Source organism: Leisingera sp. ABD4_442, assembly GCF_056160905.1.
The window spans coordinates 94,587-110,758 of sequence record NZ_JBSWYB010000011.1; the positions used below are offsets into that span (position 1 = coordinate 94,587).

General features: G+C 63.7%; 13 protein-coding genes and 1 riboswitch. Of the genes, 10 read left to right on the top strand and 3 right to left on the bottom strand.

Features of this window, described 5'->3' with window-relative positions:
- Positions 1-59: 59 nt before the first annotated feature.
- From ftsY to ACXAHG_RS11240, 3 genes are all read left to right on the top strand, one after another.
- Positions 60-1,229 carry a signal recognition particle-docking protein FtsY gene (gene ftsY / locus ACXAHG_RS11230; protein ID WP_475057281.1) on the top strand — a complete coding sequence of 390 codons (1,170 nt, stop codon included), beginning with the start codon at positions 60-62 and terminating at the stop codon, positions 1,227-1,229.
- 84 nt (positions 1,230-1,313) lie between these two features.
- The gene (locus ACXAHG_RS11235; protein ID WP_475042157.1) at positions 1,314-2,216 is read left to right on the top strand and encodes a DMT family transporter; all 903 of its coding nucleotides are present in this window, start codon (positions 1,314-1,316) and stop codon (positions 2,214-2,216) included.
- A 29-nt stretch (positions 2,217-2,245) separates the two neighbouring features.
- Complete coding sequence (locus ACXAHG_RS11240) at positions 2,246-2,857, top strand: inner membrane-spanning protein YciB (RefSeq protein ID WP_475042159.1); 612 nt, start codon at positions 2,246-2,248, stop codon at positions 2,855-2,857.
- 106 nt (positions 2,858-2,963) lie between these two features.
- Here ACXAHG_RS11240 and ACXAHG_RS11245 read toward each other — a convergent pair whose 3' ends face one another.
- On the bottom strand, positions 2,964-3,653 hold the full coding sequence (locus ACXAHG_RS11245; RefSeq protein ID WP_475042161.1) for a glutathione S-transferase N-terminal domain-containing protein: 690 nt from the start codon (positions 3,651-3,653) through the stop codon (positions 2,964-2,966).
- A gap of 134 nt (positions 3,654-3,787) precedes the next feature.
- A riboswitch (SAM riboswitch) is annotated at positions 3,788-3,866 on the top strand.
- 61 nt (positions 3,867-3,927) lie between these two features.
- On the opposite strand from ACXAHG_RS11245, the gene metZ reads away from it, so the two are divergent.
- Positions 3,928-5,118 (top strand): O-succinylhomoserine sulfhydrylase, encoded by a 1,191-nt coding sequence (gene metZ, locus ACXAHG_RS11250; RefSeq protein WP_475057282.1) that lies wholly within the window; start codon positions 3,928-3,930, stop codon positions 5,116-5,118.
- Between the two features lie 105 nt (positions 5,119-5,223).
- On the opposite strand, the gene ACXAHG_RS11255 is transcribed toward metZ, so the two are convergent.
- Both ACXAHG_RS11255 and ACXAHG_RS11260 read right to left on the bottom strand, forming a co-directional pair.
- A complete protein-coding gene (locus ACXAHG_RS11255; protein ID WP_475057283.1) occupies positions 5,224-6,474 on the bottom strand; it encodes a M24 family metallopeptidase in 1,251 nt (416 codons plus the stop codon).
- Entirely contained in the window at positions 6,471-7,259 is a 789-nt protein-coding gene (locus ACXAHG_RS11260) for a HalD/BesD family halogenase (protein ID WP_475057285.1), read from the bottom strand. The genes ACXAHG_RS11255 and ACXAHG_RS11260 overlap by 4 nt, the downstream gene beginning before the upstream one ends.
- Positions 7,260-7,369: 110 nt before the next feature.
- Here ACXAHG_RS11260 and ACXAHG_RS11265 point away from each other — a divergent pair, with 110 nt between their 5' ends.
- From ACXAHG_RS11265 to ptsP, 6 genes are all read left to right on the top strand, one after another.
- On the top strand, positions 7,370-8,221 hold the full coding sequence (locus ACXAHG_RS11265; protein WP_475057287.1) for a LysR substrate-binding domain-containing protein: 852 nt from the start codon (positions 7,370-7,372) through the stop codon (positions 8,219-8,221).
- 112 nt (positions 8,222-8,333) lie between these two features.
- Complete coding sequence (folE2, locus tag ACXAHG_RS11270; protein WP_475057289.1) at positions 8,334-9,437, top strand: GTP cyclohydrolase FolE2; 1,104 nt, start codon at positions 8,334-8,336, stop codon at positions 9,435-9,437.
- Positions 9,438-9,737: 300 nt separating this feature from the next.
- The gene (locus tag ACXAHG_RS11275; RefSeq protein WP_475057291.1) at positions 9,738-10,529 is read left to right on the top strand and encodes a hypothetical protein; all 792 of its coding nucleotides are present in this window, start codon (positions 9,738-9,740) and stop codon (positions 10,527-10,529) included.
- A gap of 47 nt (positions 10,530-10,576) precedes the next feature.
- Positions 10,577-12,025 (top strand): TrkH family potassium uptake protein, encoded by a 1,449-nt coding sequence (locus ACXAHG_RS11280; RefSeq protein WP_475057293.1) that lies wholly within the window; start codon positions 10,577-10,579, stop codon positions 12,023-12,025.
- 324 nt (positions 12,026-12,349) lie between these two features.
- Positions 12,350-13,588 (top strand): aspartate kinase, encoded by a 1,239-nt coding sequence (locus tag ACXAHG_RS11285; RefSeq protein ID WP_475042174.1) that lies wholly within the window; start codon positions 12,350-12,352, stop codon positions 13,586-13,588.
- Between the two features lie 271 nt (positions 13,589-13,859).
- On the top strand, positions 13,860-16,100 hold the full coding sequence (ptsP, locus tag ACXAHG_RS11290; RefSeq protein WP_475057295.1) for a phosphoenolpyruvate--protein phosphotransferase: 2,241 nt from the start codon (positions 13,860-13,862) through the stop codon (positions 16,098-16,100).
- The last annotated feature ends 72 nt before the right edge of the window (positions 16,101-16,172 follow it).

Genomic DNA, 16,172 nt, shown 5'->3' on the forward strand with positions numbered 1-16,172 from the left:
CTTTGCACTCCCGGTAAATCCGCATTAGGTGGGGTGCAGACCCTTTTGCGGAGACCAAGATGGCGTTTTTCTCAAAGCTCAAGGAGCGGCTGTTCAAATCCTCCTCCAAGCTCGAGCAAGGGCTTGATGCGATTGTCGAAGAGGGCGCGGACAGCCCCGCGGCGGAGGCTGCGGAAACCCAGGTTGAGACCCTGGCAGAGGCCCCGGCGGTCACGCCGGAGCAGCCCGCGCCTGCGCCGGTTCCGCAGCCCGCTCCTGTTGCTGAGCCGGAGCCTGTTGCCGAGCCGGAGCCGGCGCACGAAGCGGAGCCCGCGCCCGCGCCCGCGCCGGAGCCGGCGAAGAAGCCGGGCCTTCTGGGCCGCCTGATGGGCCGCACCGCCGCCGCCGAGCCGCGCCGGGCGCTGGATGACGACATGCTGGAGCAGCTGGAGGAGCTGCTGATCGCCGCCGACATGGGGGTGGACACCGCGCTGCGCGTCACTGCCAACCTGGCCGAGGGGCGGATGGGCAAGAAGGTTTCCAGCCGCGAGATCAAGGAACTGCTGGCGCAGGAAGTGGCGCGCATCATGGAACCGGTGGCGAAGCCCTTGCCGATCTATGCCAAGCGTCCGCAGGTGGTGCTGGTCGTTGGTGTCAACGGCTCTGGCAAGACCACCACCATCGGCAAGCTGGCCAGCCAGTTCAAGGGCGCGGGCAAGAAGGTGGTGATTGCTGCGGGCGACACCTTTCGCGCCGCCGCCGTCGAACAGCTGCAGGTCTGGGGCGACCGCGCGGGCGTGCCGGTGCTGACCGCGCCCGAAGGCTCCGATCCGGCTTCGCTGGCATTTGATGCGATGACGAAAGCGCAGGAGGATGGCGCCGACCTTCTGATGATCGACACCGCGGGCCGCTTGCAGAACCGCGCCGACCTGATGGAGGAACTGGCCAAGATCGTCCGCGTCATCCGCAAGAAGGACGAGACCGCGCCGCATAACACGCTTCTGGTACTGGACGCCACCACGGGCCAGAACGCGCTGAGCCAGGTTGGCACCTTCCAGCAGCTGGCGGATGTCTCCGGTCTGGTAATGACCAAGCTCGACGGCACCGCCAAAGGCGGCGTGCTGGTGGCGCTGGCCGACAAATTCGGCCTGCCGATCCACGCCATCGGCGTCGGCGAGCAGATCGACGATCTGGCGCCGTTTGATCCGGAAGAATTTGCCGCGGCCCTTACCGGCCTGGAAAAATCCTGATCTCTTCTTCTGGCTGAAAATATCCTCCGGGGGACCGGGGGTGGAAAACCCCCGGCTCTGCCGGCCTGAGCAAAGGCCCCTGATTTGAGCGATTGGCTGATCTCCCTGGAAGGCACCGCAGCCGGGCATCAGGCGGCGCTGCTCCTGGCGATCTGGGCCGCCTTTCTGCATGCGGTTTTCGGCGCGCTGCAAAAGGGGCGCCACGACCCTTGGCTGTCGCGCGGGGCGATCGATTTCTCCTACTGCGTGATGGCGGTGCCGTTTGCGCTGTTCGTGGTGCCCTGGCCGGAGCCGCATATGTGGCTGATTTTCGGCATCGCCTGGGTTATCCACGTCTTCTACAAGCTGTTCCAGGCGCTGGCCTATACCAAGGGCAGCTACACCGTGGTCTACCCGGTGGTGCGCGGCACCGGGCCCTTGTTCACGGTGATCGGCTCCTTCTTCCTGTTCGGCGAAGTGTTCACCCCGCTGCAATGGCTTGGAGTAGCGGTGCTGCTGGCCGGGATATTCGGCCTTGCGGCCTATAATTTTGTGTTTCTGGAAGCCAACCGCGACACCTTCGGGGTTGCGCTGCTGTTTGCCTTCATCACCGGGTTGTTTGTGGCCGGCTACACCACATATGACGCCTATGGCATCCGGGCGACGGCAGATCCTTTCACCTTCCTGGCCTGGTTCTTCATGATCGACGGGCTGGTGTTCCCCTTCATTGCGCTGGCCCGCTGGCGGAGGATGGCAGAGCCGCCCTCGCCTGGGCCGCTGATGGTCAAGGGGTTCTTTGGCGGGCTGGTGGCCTTTGCCTCCTTTGGCGCCATCATGCTGGCGACGCGGCTGGACAAGGTGGGCGAGGCGGCGGTTCTGCGGGAGACCTCCACCGTCTTTGCCGCCCTCATCGGCTGGCTGGTGCTGAAGGAAACCGTGGGGCCGCGGCGGATTGCGCTGATGGCTTTGATCGCCGTGGGCGCCGTGATAGTGGAAATGGGCGGCTAAAGCCGCGTGCAGAACTGACAGGAGGCCCCATGGCCGCAAAGAAGATCAACCCGACCCTGAAGATGCTGCTGGAGCTGGGCCCGATTGTCCTGTTCTTCATCGGCTATCTGAAGCTGAAGGATGAGGTGTTTCTGATCGGCGGCAGCGAGTACAAAGGCTTCATCGTCATCACCGCGGCGTTTATCCCGCTGATGGTGGCCTCCACCCTGGCCTTGTGGAAGCTGACCGGGCATCTGTCGCGGATGCAGTTTGCCACGCTGATCCTGGTGGTGCTGTTCGGCGGCATGTCGGTGTGGTTCAACGACGACCGTTTCATCAAGATGAAGCCGACGATGCTGTATGTGCTGTTTGGCGGATTGCTAGGGATCGGCCTGATGCGGGGCCAAAGCTGGCTGAAGGTGGTGATGGAGGAGCTGATGCCGCTGAAGCAGGAAGGCTGGATGATCCTCACGCGGCGGCTGTGTGCGTTCTTCTTTGGCCTCGCGGTGGCGAATGAGCTGATCTGGCGCACCCAGAGCACCGAGGCCTGGGTTTATTTCAAGACCTTCGGACTGCCGGTAGCGATGTTTGCCTTCTTTATGTTCCAGGGGCAGCTGTTCCAGAAATACGGCGACGAGGAAGAGGCCGGCCCGGCAGAATAACTGGCTGCAGCAGCGGCGGGGCTCCCGCGCCTTGTCGCATCATCAAAGATGAAGCGCAAAGCCTTGGGCCCCGCAGCGCACCTGCGGTGCGCCGCGGTTGCGCCGTTTAGCGGGTTTGCCCGAAAATCACCTGCTGGGCCTTGGTGTCCGACCGGTCGGCCCGCAAATCCGCATGCAGCGCGCGGCCCGTGATGACGCCGGAGCGGGACCACATGAGATCCAGCCAGCGGGCCAGATGGGGCTTGCCGTCCAGCACCTGCTGCTGGCCTTCCCAGAGCGAGGCCCAAGGCCAGATCGCCATGTCGGCAATCGTATAGTCTGCGCCTGCCACAAATTCATTTTCCGCCAGTTGCCGGTCCAGCACGCCATAAAGCCGCGCGACCTCGCTGCGGTAGCGGTCCTTGGCGTAAGGCAGATCCTCGGGTGCATACTTCAGAAAATGATGCGCCTGGCCCGCCATCGGACCGACGCCGCCCATCTGCCACATCAGCCATTGATCCACGACGAGCCGCGCGCGTTCATCCGTACCGTAGAACCGTCCGGTCTTGCGGGCGAGGTATTGCAGGATGGCACCGCTTTCGAACAGGGAGACCGGCGCGCCGTCCGGCCCGTCCGGGTCCACAATGGCGGGCATCCGGTTGTTGGGCGCGATCTTCAGGAAATCCGGCGCGAACTGATCCCCCTTGCCGATGTCGATCAGGGTAACGGCATAGGGCAGGCCCATCTCCTCCAGCGCGATGGAAATTTTCCAGCCATTGGGGGTTGGCCAGTAGTAAAGCTGGATGGGGTCCTGCATCTTGCGCCTCCGTCAATTGCCCGGCCACAGGAGCATGGGGGCGGCAGGCTGGCAAGGGGCGCGGCGTCTCACATCGCTGTGAAAGCCGGACATGCTGCCGCTTGACCGAATCCCGCAAGATGCGTAAAGCCCAAGCATCACATCGTGGCGATTTGTTACCGGATTGCGGGCCACGTTAAACAATCCCGCTAAAGAGGTCAGGACGTGAAGGACCCCCTTTCGCTTGGCCGATTGGGGGTTTTTTGTGCGCTATGGGCACGAGGAGACAGAAGAGATGAGCGACAACTGGAACAAGCGCACCACGCTGGTGCATGGCGGCACCCGCCGCAGCCAGTACAACGAGGTGAGCGAGGCGATTTTCCTGACGCAAGGATTCGTCTACGACAGCGCCGAGCAGGCCGAGGCGCGGTTCATTGAGACCGGCCCGGATGAGTTCATCTATGCCCGTTACGGCAACCCGACTGTCGACATGTTTGAAAAGCGCATCGCGGCGCTGGAAGGCGCCGAGGACGCCTTTGCCACTGCGTCGGGCATGGCGGCGGTGAACGGCGCGCTGACCTCGCTGGTGAAGGCGGGCGACCATATTGTCTCGGCAAAGGCGCTGTTTGGCTCCTGCAATTATATCCTGGCGGATGTGCTTGGCCGCTTCGGGGTTGAGGTGACCTTCATCGACGGCACCGACCTGGAGGCTTGGAAGGCGGCCGTGCGCCCGGACACCAAGGCGGTGTTTTTCGAGAGCATGTCGAACCCGACGCTGGAGGTGATCGACATCGAGGCAGTTGCGGAGATCGCCCACGCCGCAGGTGCCACCGTTGTGGTGGACAATGTGTTCTCGACCCCGGTGTTTTCCCGCGCGATCGAACAGGGCGCCGATGTGGTGATCTATTCCGCGACCAAGCATATCGACGGCCAGGGCCGGGCGCTGGGCGGGGTGGTGCTGGGCACCAAGGACTACATCCGCGGCACCCTGGAACCCTATATGAAACACACCGGCGGCAGCCTTAGCCCGTTCAATGCCTGGGTGATGCTGAAGGGGCTGGAGACGATCTCTCTTCGCGTCAACGCGCAGGCGGAAAGCGCCCTGAAGATCGCCGAAGCCCTGACCGGCCATCCGGCGCTGGAACGCACGATCTATCCGGGTCTGAAGGACCACGCCCAGAACGCGCTGGTGCAGACCCAGCTGGGCGGCAAGGGCGGCACCGTCCTGTCGCTGGACCTGAAGGGCGGCAAGGAGGCGGCGTTCAAGTTCCTGAACGCAATGACCATCCCGGTGATTTCCAACAACCTGGGCGATGCGAAATCCATCGCCACCCATCCGGCAACCACCACCCACCAGCGGCTGACGGATGAGCTGAAGGACGAGCTGGGCATCACGCCCGGCCTGGTGCGTTTCTCGGTGGGCCTTGAGGATGCGGATGACCTGATCGCCGACCTGAAGGCAGCGCTGGAGGCCTCGCAAGCTTGATACCAAAGACCCGGCGGGATTTCATCTTTCTTGAAATACTCTCGGGGGTGAATTGAGCCGCAGGCTCAAGAGGGGGCAGACAGCCCCCTCTCTTTTTCGCCTGGATCACATCTCCCAGGGGAAACTGTCCAGCCGCACCGGCCCGTCTGCGGTGACCAGCACCTGGGTCTCCAGCTTGACTGACTCGGACCCCATCTCGCCTATCAGGCTTTCGATGCAGATCACCATGTTCTCTTCGAACTGGCCGCCATGGGCCCCGTCGAAGTCCACATGCAGCGGCACCACCGGCCATTCATCCGCCATGCCGACGCCATGCGCCGCCAAGGAATAGCGGTAGGGCTGGTAGGGCTCGGGGATCTGCCAGCTTTTGGCGTTGAATTCCGCGAAACTCAGTCCCGGCTGCAGCAGCGCCATGTTGTGGTCGATCTGCTGCCGCGCCGCCGCATACAGCCGTTTCTGCGTGTCATTCATCGGCACATAGCCGCAGGTCCAGCTGCGCGAGAGATCCGCGCAATAACCGTAGGGGCCGATCATGTCGGTGTCGAAGGAGATCATCTCACCCGCGCGGCATTCGCGGGCGGAGCATTCCTTGTACCAGGGGTTGGTGTTGGGCCCGCAAGTGAGCAGCTTGGTTTCCAGCCATTCGCCGCCGGAGCGGGCGTTCTCGAAATGCAGATGCGCCCAAAGCTCCTGTTCGGTGACGCCGGGCACCGAGTGCTCGTAAATCCGCGCCATGCCGGCCTCACAGACGCGGATGGTCCACCGCATCAGTTCGATCTCATCGGCGGATTTGATGGCGCGGGCGGTTTCCGTGATTTGGCCGCCGTCGATGACCTGGAGGCCGTGTTCGGACAGGGCGTGTACGCCCTCGGGTTCCATCCGGTCGACGCCGAGGCGCATGTTGCCGCCGCCGTATTGCTTGACCAGGTCTGCGATCTCGGCGGCCCAGGGGGCGAGGCGCTCGGTGGCCTTGTCGCCGGCGCACATGAACATCCAGCCGATGGCGTTGCGGATTTCGTCAATGCCGGGCAGGCCGTCGTTCAGATGCTCGCAGCCCTTGAATTCGAACATGATGCCGGGGCCGCCGTTCAGGATCAGCGCATAGCGGATCGGGTTGTGAGCGGTCCAGATCGACATGTTGGAGCAGTCAAATGCATAGCGGATGTTGACCGGATCATAGAGCAGGAGGCCTGCCACGTCCTGCCGCGCCATCTCATCGCGCAGCCGTTGCAGGCGGAAGGCGCGGGCGCGGTCCAGAACGTCCTGGCCCAGCGGCGATTTCAGCGGCTTGTCGGCTCCTTCGGCATTCAGGAAGGTGCGTTTGCGCTCGTCCTTGAAAACGGCCAGTTCCGTCATGACGCGCGGCCGTAGAAGCCGATGTTTTCCTCGTCCGTGAACCGCACGCCCGGGTTTTCATAGAAGGTGAAAACAGCGATCACCCGCGTCTTGTCCCCCTTCACTGTGCCGACGCGGTGGGGGGAGTTCTTGCCGCGGAAAATGTTGAGGGTGCCGGGGTCAAGGGTGATTGTGCGCATGTTGGGGTCTTGGCCCGCCAGCAGCCGCTCGACACCTTCGTAGTTCGGTTCCTCATCCGTGCGCAGTTCCGGGCTGTAGATGAATTCGCCGCCATCTTCGGGCGCCTGCAGCAGCATAGTGGTGGTGAATTCGGAGCGGTCGAAATGCCAGTTCAGCGCCTGGCTTGCGCCGTAGGACATGATGTTCAGCCGCGCCAGCGGGTCGTCCATGGTATAGAGCGCGGGCTTGTCCATTGTAGCGGCGAGGAATTCCGCAAAGGGCGGCCAATCGTACAGGCGCAGCACCGGCGAGTTCGGGAACTGGTCGGCACAGAGAGTGAAGTTCGAGGTCTCGACCTTTTGCAGGGCAGGGTGGTCCGGCGCCAGGCCTTCGACCGTGTCCTTGAAGTAGATGTTATGCCAGCGCTTGTGGTGGAAGCTTTCGGTCTCGAACTTGCCCTTCAGCGCATCGGCGGCGCCCTGGGCGACCTCCGGTTTCATCAGCCCTTCGAGGCTGAACATGCCGTCCGCGGCCAGCTCAGCACGGCAGCGGTCTACCAGGGCCTGCCATTCCGGGGTGCCGGGACGGTCGAGCGGGTAACGGTCGAGATCGAGAATATCGCGCATGGGGTGTTCCTTGGGGTCTTTCGGGCTTTTCCCAAGCCTGCGCGCCGGGGCGGGATCTGACCACTATAAAATATCTTGGCGAGCATAAGATTATCTTGCACTGTGCGGCCATGAAACTGCCGCCCTTAAACGCCCTGCGCGCCTTTGAGTGCGCCGCCCGCACCGGGAGCTTTTCGGCTGCCGGGGCTGAGTTGGGGGTCAGTTCTGCGGCGGTGTCGATGCAGGTGAAGAACCTGGAGGAGTGGCTGGGGCTGAAGCTGTTCACCCGCCGCGCCAATCAGGTGCGGCTTACCGATGCGGGGCGGGATTATTATCAGAAGGCGGCGATGTCGCTGGCGGAGATTGCCAGCTTCACAGAGGCGCTGACCGAAGGCGGCACCCGGCGGCCGCTGGTGATTTCGGCCACGCCCGCACTGGCGCAGCTGTGGCTGCCGGAGCGGCTGAAAGCCTTTGCGGAGGCGCGGCCCGATGTGCCGGTGCGGCTCAGAATCGAGGATGACCGGATCGACCTGGAGGCGGAGGGGATTGATGCGCGGCTGACCTATGGCGGCGAGCATCCCGAGCACCGGACGCAGCCCCTGTTCACAGACCGGTTGGTGCCGGTTGGCCTGAACCCGCAAACAGACATCCGGACGGCGCCGCTGGTGGAGGTCAGCTGGGGCGAGACGATTTCCTCAGTGCCGGGCTGGCGGCAGTATCTCGTACAGCACAGGATTACCCGCGACGGCGCGGCGGCGGTTACCGGGCAGTCGGTGCCTTCGGTGGTGGCGCTGGTGCAGGCGGGGCTGGGCATTGCGCTGTTGCCAGAGCAGGTTGTGGGCAGAGAAATCCGCGCAGGCAGGCTGTACCGCCTGGACGGGCCGGTGCTGGAGATGCCGCGGCCCTATGTGCTGGTCACGGCCCACTACAAGTCGCGTTCCCGCCGCTTGCGGACCCTTGCGGAGGTGCTGGGGGTCCGATAAGGCGCCGGTTCTGCCGCAAATGGCGGATCCGTTTTGAATTTTGCCGCGTAACAGTATATGGGGAAGGCCTGCCGGACCCTATATGGGGGCCGTATCACTGGGGGATGTGCCGATGAACATTCATAACCGCGACGCTGCCGAGGCGCCGGACCGCGAGGCTGCTGCCGCCGCGCTGGATGTGCTGCGGGCCTGGGCCGGCACCGTGACTGAGACCGAGATTGCGGAGCTGGACCCGGCGGTGGCGCGGCTGCTGCCCGGCCGTGAGGTCGGCAATTATCCGGAACTGTCGCGGACCTACCCCGAGGATTTCAAATCCGATGAGGCCTACCGCGCGACGCTGCCTGATCTGCAGAACGGGCCGACCAGCCTGATCCGCGGCGCCAAGGAGCAGATCCAGCATGTGGGCATTTCGAACTTCCGCCTGCCGATCCGCTTCCACACCCGCGACGACGGCGACCTGACGCTGGAAACCAGCGTGACCGGCACCGTGTCCCTGGATGCGGGGAAAAAGGGCATCAACATGTCCCGGATCATGCGCACCTTCTACAAACACGCGGAGCGCACCTTCAGTTTCGAAGTGATGGCGAATGCGCTGGATGATTACCTGAGCGACCTAGACAGCCCGGATGCGCGCATCCAGATGCGGTTCTCCTTCCCGGCGCGGGTGAACAGCCTGCGCTCCGGTCTCAGCGGCTATCAGTATTACGACTTTGCGCTGGAGCTGGTGGACCATGACGGGGTGCGCGAGAAGATCATGCACCTGGACTATGTCTACTCCTCGACCTGCCCGTGCTCCTTGGAGCTGTCGGAGCACGCCCGCCAGGCGCGCGGCCAGCTGGCGACACCGCATTCGCAGCGCTCCGTCGCGCGGATTTCCGTTCAGTCAGTGCCCGGCAGCGACTGCCTGTGGTTCGAGGACCTGATTGAGCTGTGCCGCAAGGCGGTGCCGACCGAGACCCAGGTGATGGTGAAGCGCGAGGATGAGCAGGCCTTTGCCGAGCTGAACGCCGCCAACCCGATCTTTGTGGAAGATGCGGCGCGGCTGTTCTGCGAGGCGCTGCAGTCGGATGCGCGGATCGGCGATTTCCGGGTGGTGGCGAGCCATCAGGAAAGCCTGCACAGCCATGATGCGGTCAGCGTGCTGACGCAAGGCGGGCTGTTCAAGGCGATGAGCCTGGACCCGAAACTGTTCTCCACCCTGATTCACCAGGGCTGACCCCGCGGCCTGCCTGATTTTCAGGCAGGTTCCCGCTGAGCCATCTATACGGCATGCGGCAATTTCTGCGTTGCCGCATTTTTTGCGCCGCGATGCAGAAGTTCATGCTAGCGTCAGAACGAATCCCCCTGGCCGCCCTGCCGGGGGAGAGGGGGCATTGCGCGCTGTTGTCTGCAATTGACGGCCTGTTTTCCGCTGCATCCGGCCCGGACCGCATCCGGCGCCTGCTCCCTGTATTGCTTGCCCCATGCTGCATTCCCGGCCCGGGGCAAGGTGAGTTCAGGACTGTAGGAGTAACAAATGACGAGCTTTCACAAAATCCCGGGCCTGACGGTCAGAACGCATGAGTGGGCCGGCTATGCGGCCGGTTTGCAGCTGAAGCTGTGGCGCCAAGCGGCAGAGGCCGCACTGCAGGCGCCGCTGGAACAGATGCGGCTGGCGCATTCGATGCTGGAAGCCCAGCAGCGGCTGCTGCGGGCCGGTGCTCCGGCTGCGGCGGCGGGAGAGGATGCCGGTGACTCCGCAACGGCCCCGGAGGCCGAGGCGGCCCCGCCGGAAAAGCCGACTGAGGGCAAGGCCAAAAAGCCCGCGCCGCGCAAGGCGGCAGCCCGTAAGCCCGCCGCCCGCAAGACAGCTGCCCGCAAAGCGCCCGCGCGCAAGCGCCCGGCGCCAAAACCGGCGCAGGCTGCTGCTGCATCTGCCGCAACCAAGCCGGAGGCTGTGAAACCGGGGGCCGCAAAGCCAGAGGCAGGCAAGGCCGCAGCTGCCGGCACAGAACCGGTCAAGGACGCGGCAAAGGGCGTGAAGCCGGCGCCTGCGGGCACACCAGCCGCTATGACCGGAACAACTGCCGGGGAGAAGGCGGAGGCGAAACCCGCGGAGTTCCGCAGCGTCTCCGCCGCCCGCAGCAGTGACGGGGCGCAGGGTGCCGGCGGGGTCTCGCCAGCCCCCGTGGCCAAGGCGGAGACGGCTGCAGCCGGGTCCAAGGCGCAGGAGCCGCAAGGCGAGCCGTCCAAGCGCCCGCGCCAGCCTTCGGCGCTGCCGCAGATGCCGCGGCGCAACGCTGCGCAGACCTCTGGCAGCGGCGAATAGGGCGGCACACTTGACACTGGCCCTGCGCAGGTCCAACGCTGCGCCGCATGTTGGATCTGCGCCCTGTCGGGTATGTCATCGGCCTGCTGGTCGTCATTCTGGGAGCGATGATGCTGTTCCCGCTGCTGGTCGACCTGCTGGACGGCCGCGGCGAATGGCATGTGTTCCTGGAAAGCGCGGTGTTCACCATCCTGGTGGGCGGACTGCTGGCGCTGAGCTGCGCCAATGGCGTGAAGGAGGGGCTGAATATCCGCCAGACCTTTCTTCTGACCACCACCGTGTGGCTGGCGCTGCCCTTGTTCGGGGCGATCCCTTTGATGCTGGGGGCAACCGAGCTTCGCTTTGTTGATGCGTTTTTTGAGGCAATGTCGGGCCTGACTACCACCGGATCGACGGTGATTTCCGGGCTGGATGATCTGCCCCGCGGGCTGCTTTTGTGGCGCGGCATCCTGCAGTGGCTGGGCGGCATCGGCATCATTGTTGTTGCGATGGTGTTCCTGCCCGAACTGCGGGTCGGCGGCATGCAGATCTTCAAATCCGAAAGCTTTGACACCTTTGGGAAAATCCTGCCGCGGGCGCAGGCGATCGCCAAGCAGATCAGCTTGATCTATGTGTCGCTGACCATGGCCTGCATGCTGGTCTACATGGTGATGGGCATGGGGCCGTTTGACGGGCTTGTGCATGCGATGACCACCATCGCCACCGGCGGTTTTGCCAATTACGACGCCTCTTTCGGGGCCTTTGCCGGGCCGGTGGAATACGCGGCCGCGGTTTTCATGATCCTCGCCGCATTGCCGTTTGTGCGCTATGTGCAGCTGATCAACGGCCATGGCACGCCGATGCTGCGGGACAGCCAGATCCGCGGTTTCATGCTGACGCTGGGGCTGCTGGTCGCGGTGGCGGCGGCGGTGCTGTATTATGCCCGGCCTCATGGCGGCGAAGAGGCGGTGCGTTCGGCGCTGTTCAACATCACCTCGATCATGTCGGGCACCGGCTATGCCAGCGCGGACTACATGCAATGGGGAAGCTTCCTGGTGATGATCTTCTTCTTTGCCGGGCTGATCGGCGGCTGCGCGGGGTCGACCGCCTGTTCGGTGAAGATCTTCCGCTATCAGTTGCTGTTTGCCTCGATCAAGGTGCAGATCCAGCGGATCCGCTCGCCGCACGGGGTGTTTCTGACGCGCTATGAGGGGCGCCCGGTGGATGCCGATGTGCTGAGCTCGGTGATTTCCTTTTTCATGTTCTTTGTGGTGACGCTGGGCATTGTTGCCTGGATGCTGGCGCTGACCGGGCTGGACTTTGTGACCGCTGTGTCCGGCGCGGCGACAGCGGTGGCCAATATCGGCCCCGGTCTGGGCGATATCATCGGGCCTGCAGGGAATTTTTCAACGCTGAATGATCCGGCCAAGTGGATCCTGAGCGCGGCGATGCTGATCGGGCGGCTGGAGCTGATGGCGGTCTATGCGATCCTGACCGTGCGGTTCTGGCGGGCCTGACTTCATGGGGCCAGCCCCGAGGGGCAAGGCCGCCGCATATGCGCGGGCAGCCGAATTCCTGCGAGGAATTCGGTCCGGTTTCCGGCGCGGAAACCGGGGGCAGACGGGTGCAGGCCGTGGCAGCCGGAAATCCTCGCAGGATTTCCGGGCGGAATTCGCGTTCGAATTCCGTTTTCCCGACACGCCCGCCTCGGCCGCATAGGGTTTGAGGGCGGAATATCAGCCGGTCTCTTGTATTGCTACAATACGCGGACTTGCCCTTGAGTAGCCGCTCGCCTATGAGGCACAGGACCGAAACCCGCAAGGCAGGGAGACCCGTTCCATATGCCCGTACTTGTGATGAAATTCGGCGGCACGTCTGTCGCCAATCTGGACCGCATCCGCCGCGCTGCCAAACGCGTCGGTGTCGAAGTGGCCAAGGGCTATGACGTGATCGTCATCGTGTCGGCGATGTCCGGCAAGACCAATGAGCTGGTGGGCTGGGTCGACGAGACCTCGCCGCTCTATGACGCGCGCGAATATGACGCCGTGGTCTCCTCAGGCGAGAACGTGACCGCGGGCCTGATGGCGCTGACGCTGCAGGAGATGGATGTCCCTGCGCGCAGCTGGCAGGGCTGGCAGGTGCCGCTTAAGACCAGCTCGGCGCACAGCCAGGCCCGGATCGAGGAGATCCCGCCGGAAAACATCCGCGCCAAATTTGCCGAGGGCATGAAGGTGGCTGTGGTTGCAGGCTTCCAGGGGATCAGCCCCGAGGGCCGTATCACCACCCTGGGCCGGGGCGGTTCGGACACCACTGCAGTGGCCTTTGCCGCGGCGTTCGAAGCAGAGCGCTGCGATATCTACACCGACGTGGATGGTGTCTACACCACCGACCCGCGGATTTGCGACAAGGCGCGCAAACTGGATAAGATCGCCTTTGAGGAAATGCTGGAGCTGGCCTCGCTGGGCGCCAAGGTGCTGCAGACCCGCTCTGTTGAGCTGGCAATGCGCTATAAGGTGAAGCTGCGCGTGCTGTCGAGTTTTGAGGAACAGTCCGACGAGGCCGGAACCCTGGTCTGCGACGAGGAGGAAATCATGGAATCCAATGTTGTTAACGGCGTGGCCTATTCCCGCGACGAAGCCAAGCTGACCGTGCAGTCGGTGGCCGACCGCCCCGGTATTGCGGCCACGATTTTCACCACGCTTTCGGATGCGGGGGTGAATGTCGACATGATCGTGCAGGACGTCTCTGAGGACGGCCGCACCGACATGACCTTCTCTTGCCCGACCGACCAGGTGGCGCGTGCCGAGCAGGCGCTGCTGGCGATCAAGGGGAAGGGCGAGCTGAACTATGCCGAGCTGCTGGCCGACAAGGATGTGGCCAAGGTGTCGGTGGTCGGCATCGGCATGCGGTCGCAGTCCGGTGTGGCGGCGAAGATGTTCAAAGTGCTGTCGGATGAGGGCATCAACATCAAGGTGATCACCACCTCTGAAATTAAGATCTCGGTGCTGATCGACCGCAAGTACATGGAGCTGGCCGTGCAGGCGCTGCATGATGCATTCGAACTGGAGAAAGCAGCCTAAGCGGCTCTGTTCCAAGAATTTTCCGTACTCTGCAAAGGCGCCGTTTTGGCGCCTTTGTTGTGTGCGGCAACCCGATGGCGGACTTCTGCCCAAAGCTGCGGCAGGCTGCGGCGATTGCGGGCAATGCTGCAAAAACACTTGGACTTTTCCCGCCGGGGTGGGACAAGTGGGTGGAGGAGAGAGCGCTGGCGTACTACTCTGGGCGGTGTCCGTTTCCAGGGAGCAATCTGGGCGGCAGCGTACAGGGAAGAAACCTCGGGAGAGGGTGAGAATGGCCGATACCACGGAATCCGAAAGCAGGAAGCTTCTGGTTCGCTTGCGCGAGGCGATGGCGGGTGATGATGCCGGCCAGGCGCGGCTGGATAAGATCACCCATCTGATCGCCGACAGCATGGGGACTGAGGTGTGCTCAGTCTACCTGTTCCGCGATGATGAGACACTGGAGCTGTGCGCGACCCAGGGTCTGAACCTCGAATCGGTGCACCAGACACGGATGCGTATCGGCGAGGGGCTGGTGGGCCGCGTTGCCAAATACGGCAAGGTGGTGAACACGCCGGATGCGCCTAATGCCAAGGGCTTCCGCTACATGCCGGAAACCGGGGAGGAGCGGTTTTCATCCTTCCTGGGCGTGCCGGTGCAGCGGCTGGGCGAGATGATGGGCGTCCTGGTGGTGCAATCCAAGGAGGCGCGCGAGTTCTCGGCGGATGCGGTCTATGCGCTGGAAGTGGTGGCGATGGTGATCGCCGAGATGACCGAGCTGGGCGCCTTTGTCGGCGAGGGCGCGGCGCTGTCGCCCTTGCACCAGCAGGCGGTTCTGATCCACGGCACCTCAGCCCAGGAGGGCGCGGCGGAGGGCCATGTCTGGCTGCATGAGCCGCGGGTGATCGTGACCAACCCGATCGCCGATGATCCCCAGCGCGAGCTGGAACGGCTGAACGATGCGGTTGAGGAACTGCGGGTCGGTGTCGACAAGATGCTGGAGGTGTCGCGCAACGGTGACAAGGAACAGCTGCAGGTTCTGGAAGCCTACCGGATGTTTGCCAATTCCAAAGGCTGGATGCGGCGGATGGAGGAAGACATCGCCCGCGGGCTGAGCGCCGAGGCGGCGGTGGAGAAGGAACAGTCCCAGGCCCGCACCCGGATGAGCCAGGTGCAGGACGCGTATTTGCGCGAACGGCTGAGTGATCTGGACGACCTGTCGAACCGGCTCTTGCGGATTCTGACCGGGCAGGGCGCCAACACGGGCGCGGAGCTGCCTGACAACCCGATTCTGATTGCCCGCAACATCGGCCCCGGCGACCTGCTGGAATACGGCCGCTCCTTGCGCGGGATCGTGCTGGAGGAGGGCTCCGTGGGCTCTCACGCCGCGATTGTTGCGCGGGCACTGGCGATTCCGCTGGTGGTGAATGCCAAGCGGGTCACCACCGAGGCGCTGAACGGCGACCATATCATGGTGGACGGCGATCAGGGGGTGGTGCATCTGCGCCCGGATGAAACCGTGGTGGGGGCCTTCCGCGACAAGATCGCGATGCACGCGCAGGCGCAGGAGCGATACGCCTCGATCCGCAACAAGCCGGCGGTGACCGTGGACGGTCAACGCGTCAATATGGTGATGAATGCCGGTTTGATGGCCGACCTGCCGTCGCTGGATGGCTCTGGTGCAGAGGGTGTGGGGCTGTTTCGCACAGAATTGCAATTTCTCGTGCGGAACCAGATGCCGAAACGGTCGGAATTGGTTGCTTTGTACAAGCGGGTTCTGGACGCGGCGCACGGCAAACCGGTTGTGTTCCGGACCCTGGACATCGGGTCGGACAAGGTTCTGCCCTACATGAAGCCCACCGATGAGCCGAATCCAGCCCTGGGCTGGCGGGCGATCCGGGTGGGCCTGGATAAGCCGGGTGTGATGCGGATGCAGCTGCAGGCGCTGCTGCGCTCGGCCGAGGGGCGGCCCTTGTCGATCATGTTCCCCTTTGTGGCGCAGTTCGAGGAATACCGCGCCGCCAAGGCTGAGGTCGAAAAGACCATAGAGCGGGAGCGGATCCTGGGCCATGTGCTGCCTGCGGAGCTGAAGGTGGGGGCAATGCTGGAAACGCCCTCGCTGGCCTATGCGCCGCAGAAGTTTTTTGACGAGGTGGCTTTCCTCTCGATCGGCGGCAATGACCTGAAGCAGTTCTTCTTTGCCGCCGACCGCGAGAATGAGCGGGTGCGCAAGCGATATGATACGCTGAACGTCAGTTTCCTGAGCTTTATCGAGCGGATCGTTGAGCGCTGCGCGATCTCCGGCACGCCGCTGAGCTTCTGCGGCGAGGATGCAGGCCGCCCTGTTGAGGCGGTGTGCCTGGCCGCAATGGGCATCCGCACGTTGTCGATGCGTCCGGCCTCTATCGGGCCAGTCAAATCGCTGTTGTTGCGGGTGGACTTGGGCGAGCTGCGCAAGATCATATCTGACGCACGCCACCGCGGTGACCAGGCGGTGCGCCCGGCGGTGATGGAATACCTGCGGGGACTGTGAGCCAAACTCATGAGCGGGCAGCTTGTGTTCCCGGTCCTGTGACCGGCGCTGCCGCTTTGCTTGCGCAACTGC

Bases quoted from the DNA above. Each gene is read 5' to 3' on its own strand.
- ACXAHG_RS11245 (WP_475042161.1), bottom strand. From the start codon at position 3,653: ATGCAGGACCCCATCCAGCTTTACTACTGGCCAACCCCCAATGGCTGG.
- ACXAHG_RS11260 (WP_475057285.1), bottom strand. From the start codon at position 7,259: ATGCGCGATATTCTCGATCTCGACCGTTACCCGCTCGACCGTCCCGGC.
- ACXAHG_RS11275 (WP_475057291.1), top strand. From the start codon at position 9,738: ATGACGAGCTTTCACAAAATCCCGGGCCTGACGGTCAGAACGCATGAG.
- folE2 (WP_475057289.1), top strand. From the start codon at position 8,334: ATGAACATTCATAACCGCGACGCTGCCGAGGCGCCGGACCGCGAGGCT.
- ACXAHG_RS11265 (WP_475057287.1), top strand. From the start codon at position 7,370: ATGAAACTGCCGCCCTTAAACGCCCTGCGCGCCTTTGAGTGCGCCGCC.
- ptsP (WP_475057295.1), top strand. From the start codon at position 13,860: ATGGCCGATACCACGGAATCCGAAAGCAGGAAGCTTCTGGTTCGCTTG.
- ACXAHG_RS11285 (WP_475042174.1), top strand. From the start codon at position 12,350: ATGCCCGTACTTGTGATGAAATTCGGCGGCACGTCTGTCGCCAATCTG.
- ACXAHG_RS11240 (WP_475042159.1), top strand. From the start codon at position 2,246: ATGGCCGCAAAGAAGATCAACCCGACCCTGAAGATGCTGCTGGAGCTG.
- ftsY (WP_475057281.1), top strand. From the start codon at position 60: ATGGCGTTTTTCTCAAAGCTCAAGGAGCGGCTGTTCAAATCCTCCTCC.
- ACXAHG_RS11280 (WP_475057293.1), top strand. From the start codon at position 10,577: ATGTTGGATCTGCGCCCTGTCGGGTATGTCATCGGCCTGCTGGTCGTC.
- metZ (WP_475057282.1), top strand. From the start codon at position 3,928: ATGAGCGACAACTGGAACAAGCGCACCACGCTGGTGCATGGCGGCACC.
- ACXAHG_RS11255 (WP_475057283.1), bottom strand. From the start codon at position 6,474: ATGACGGAACTGGCCGTTTTCAAGGACGAGCGCAAACGCACCTTCCTG.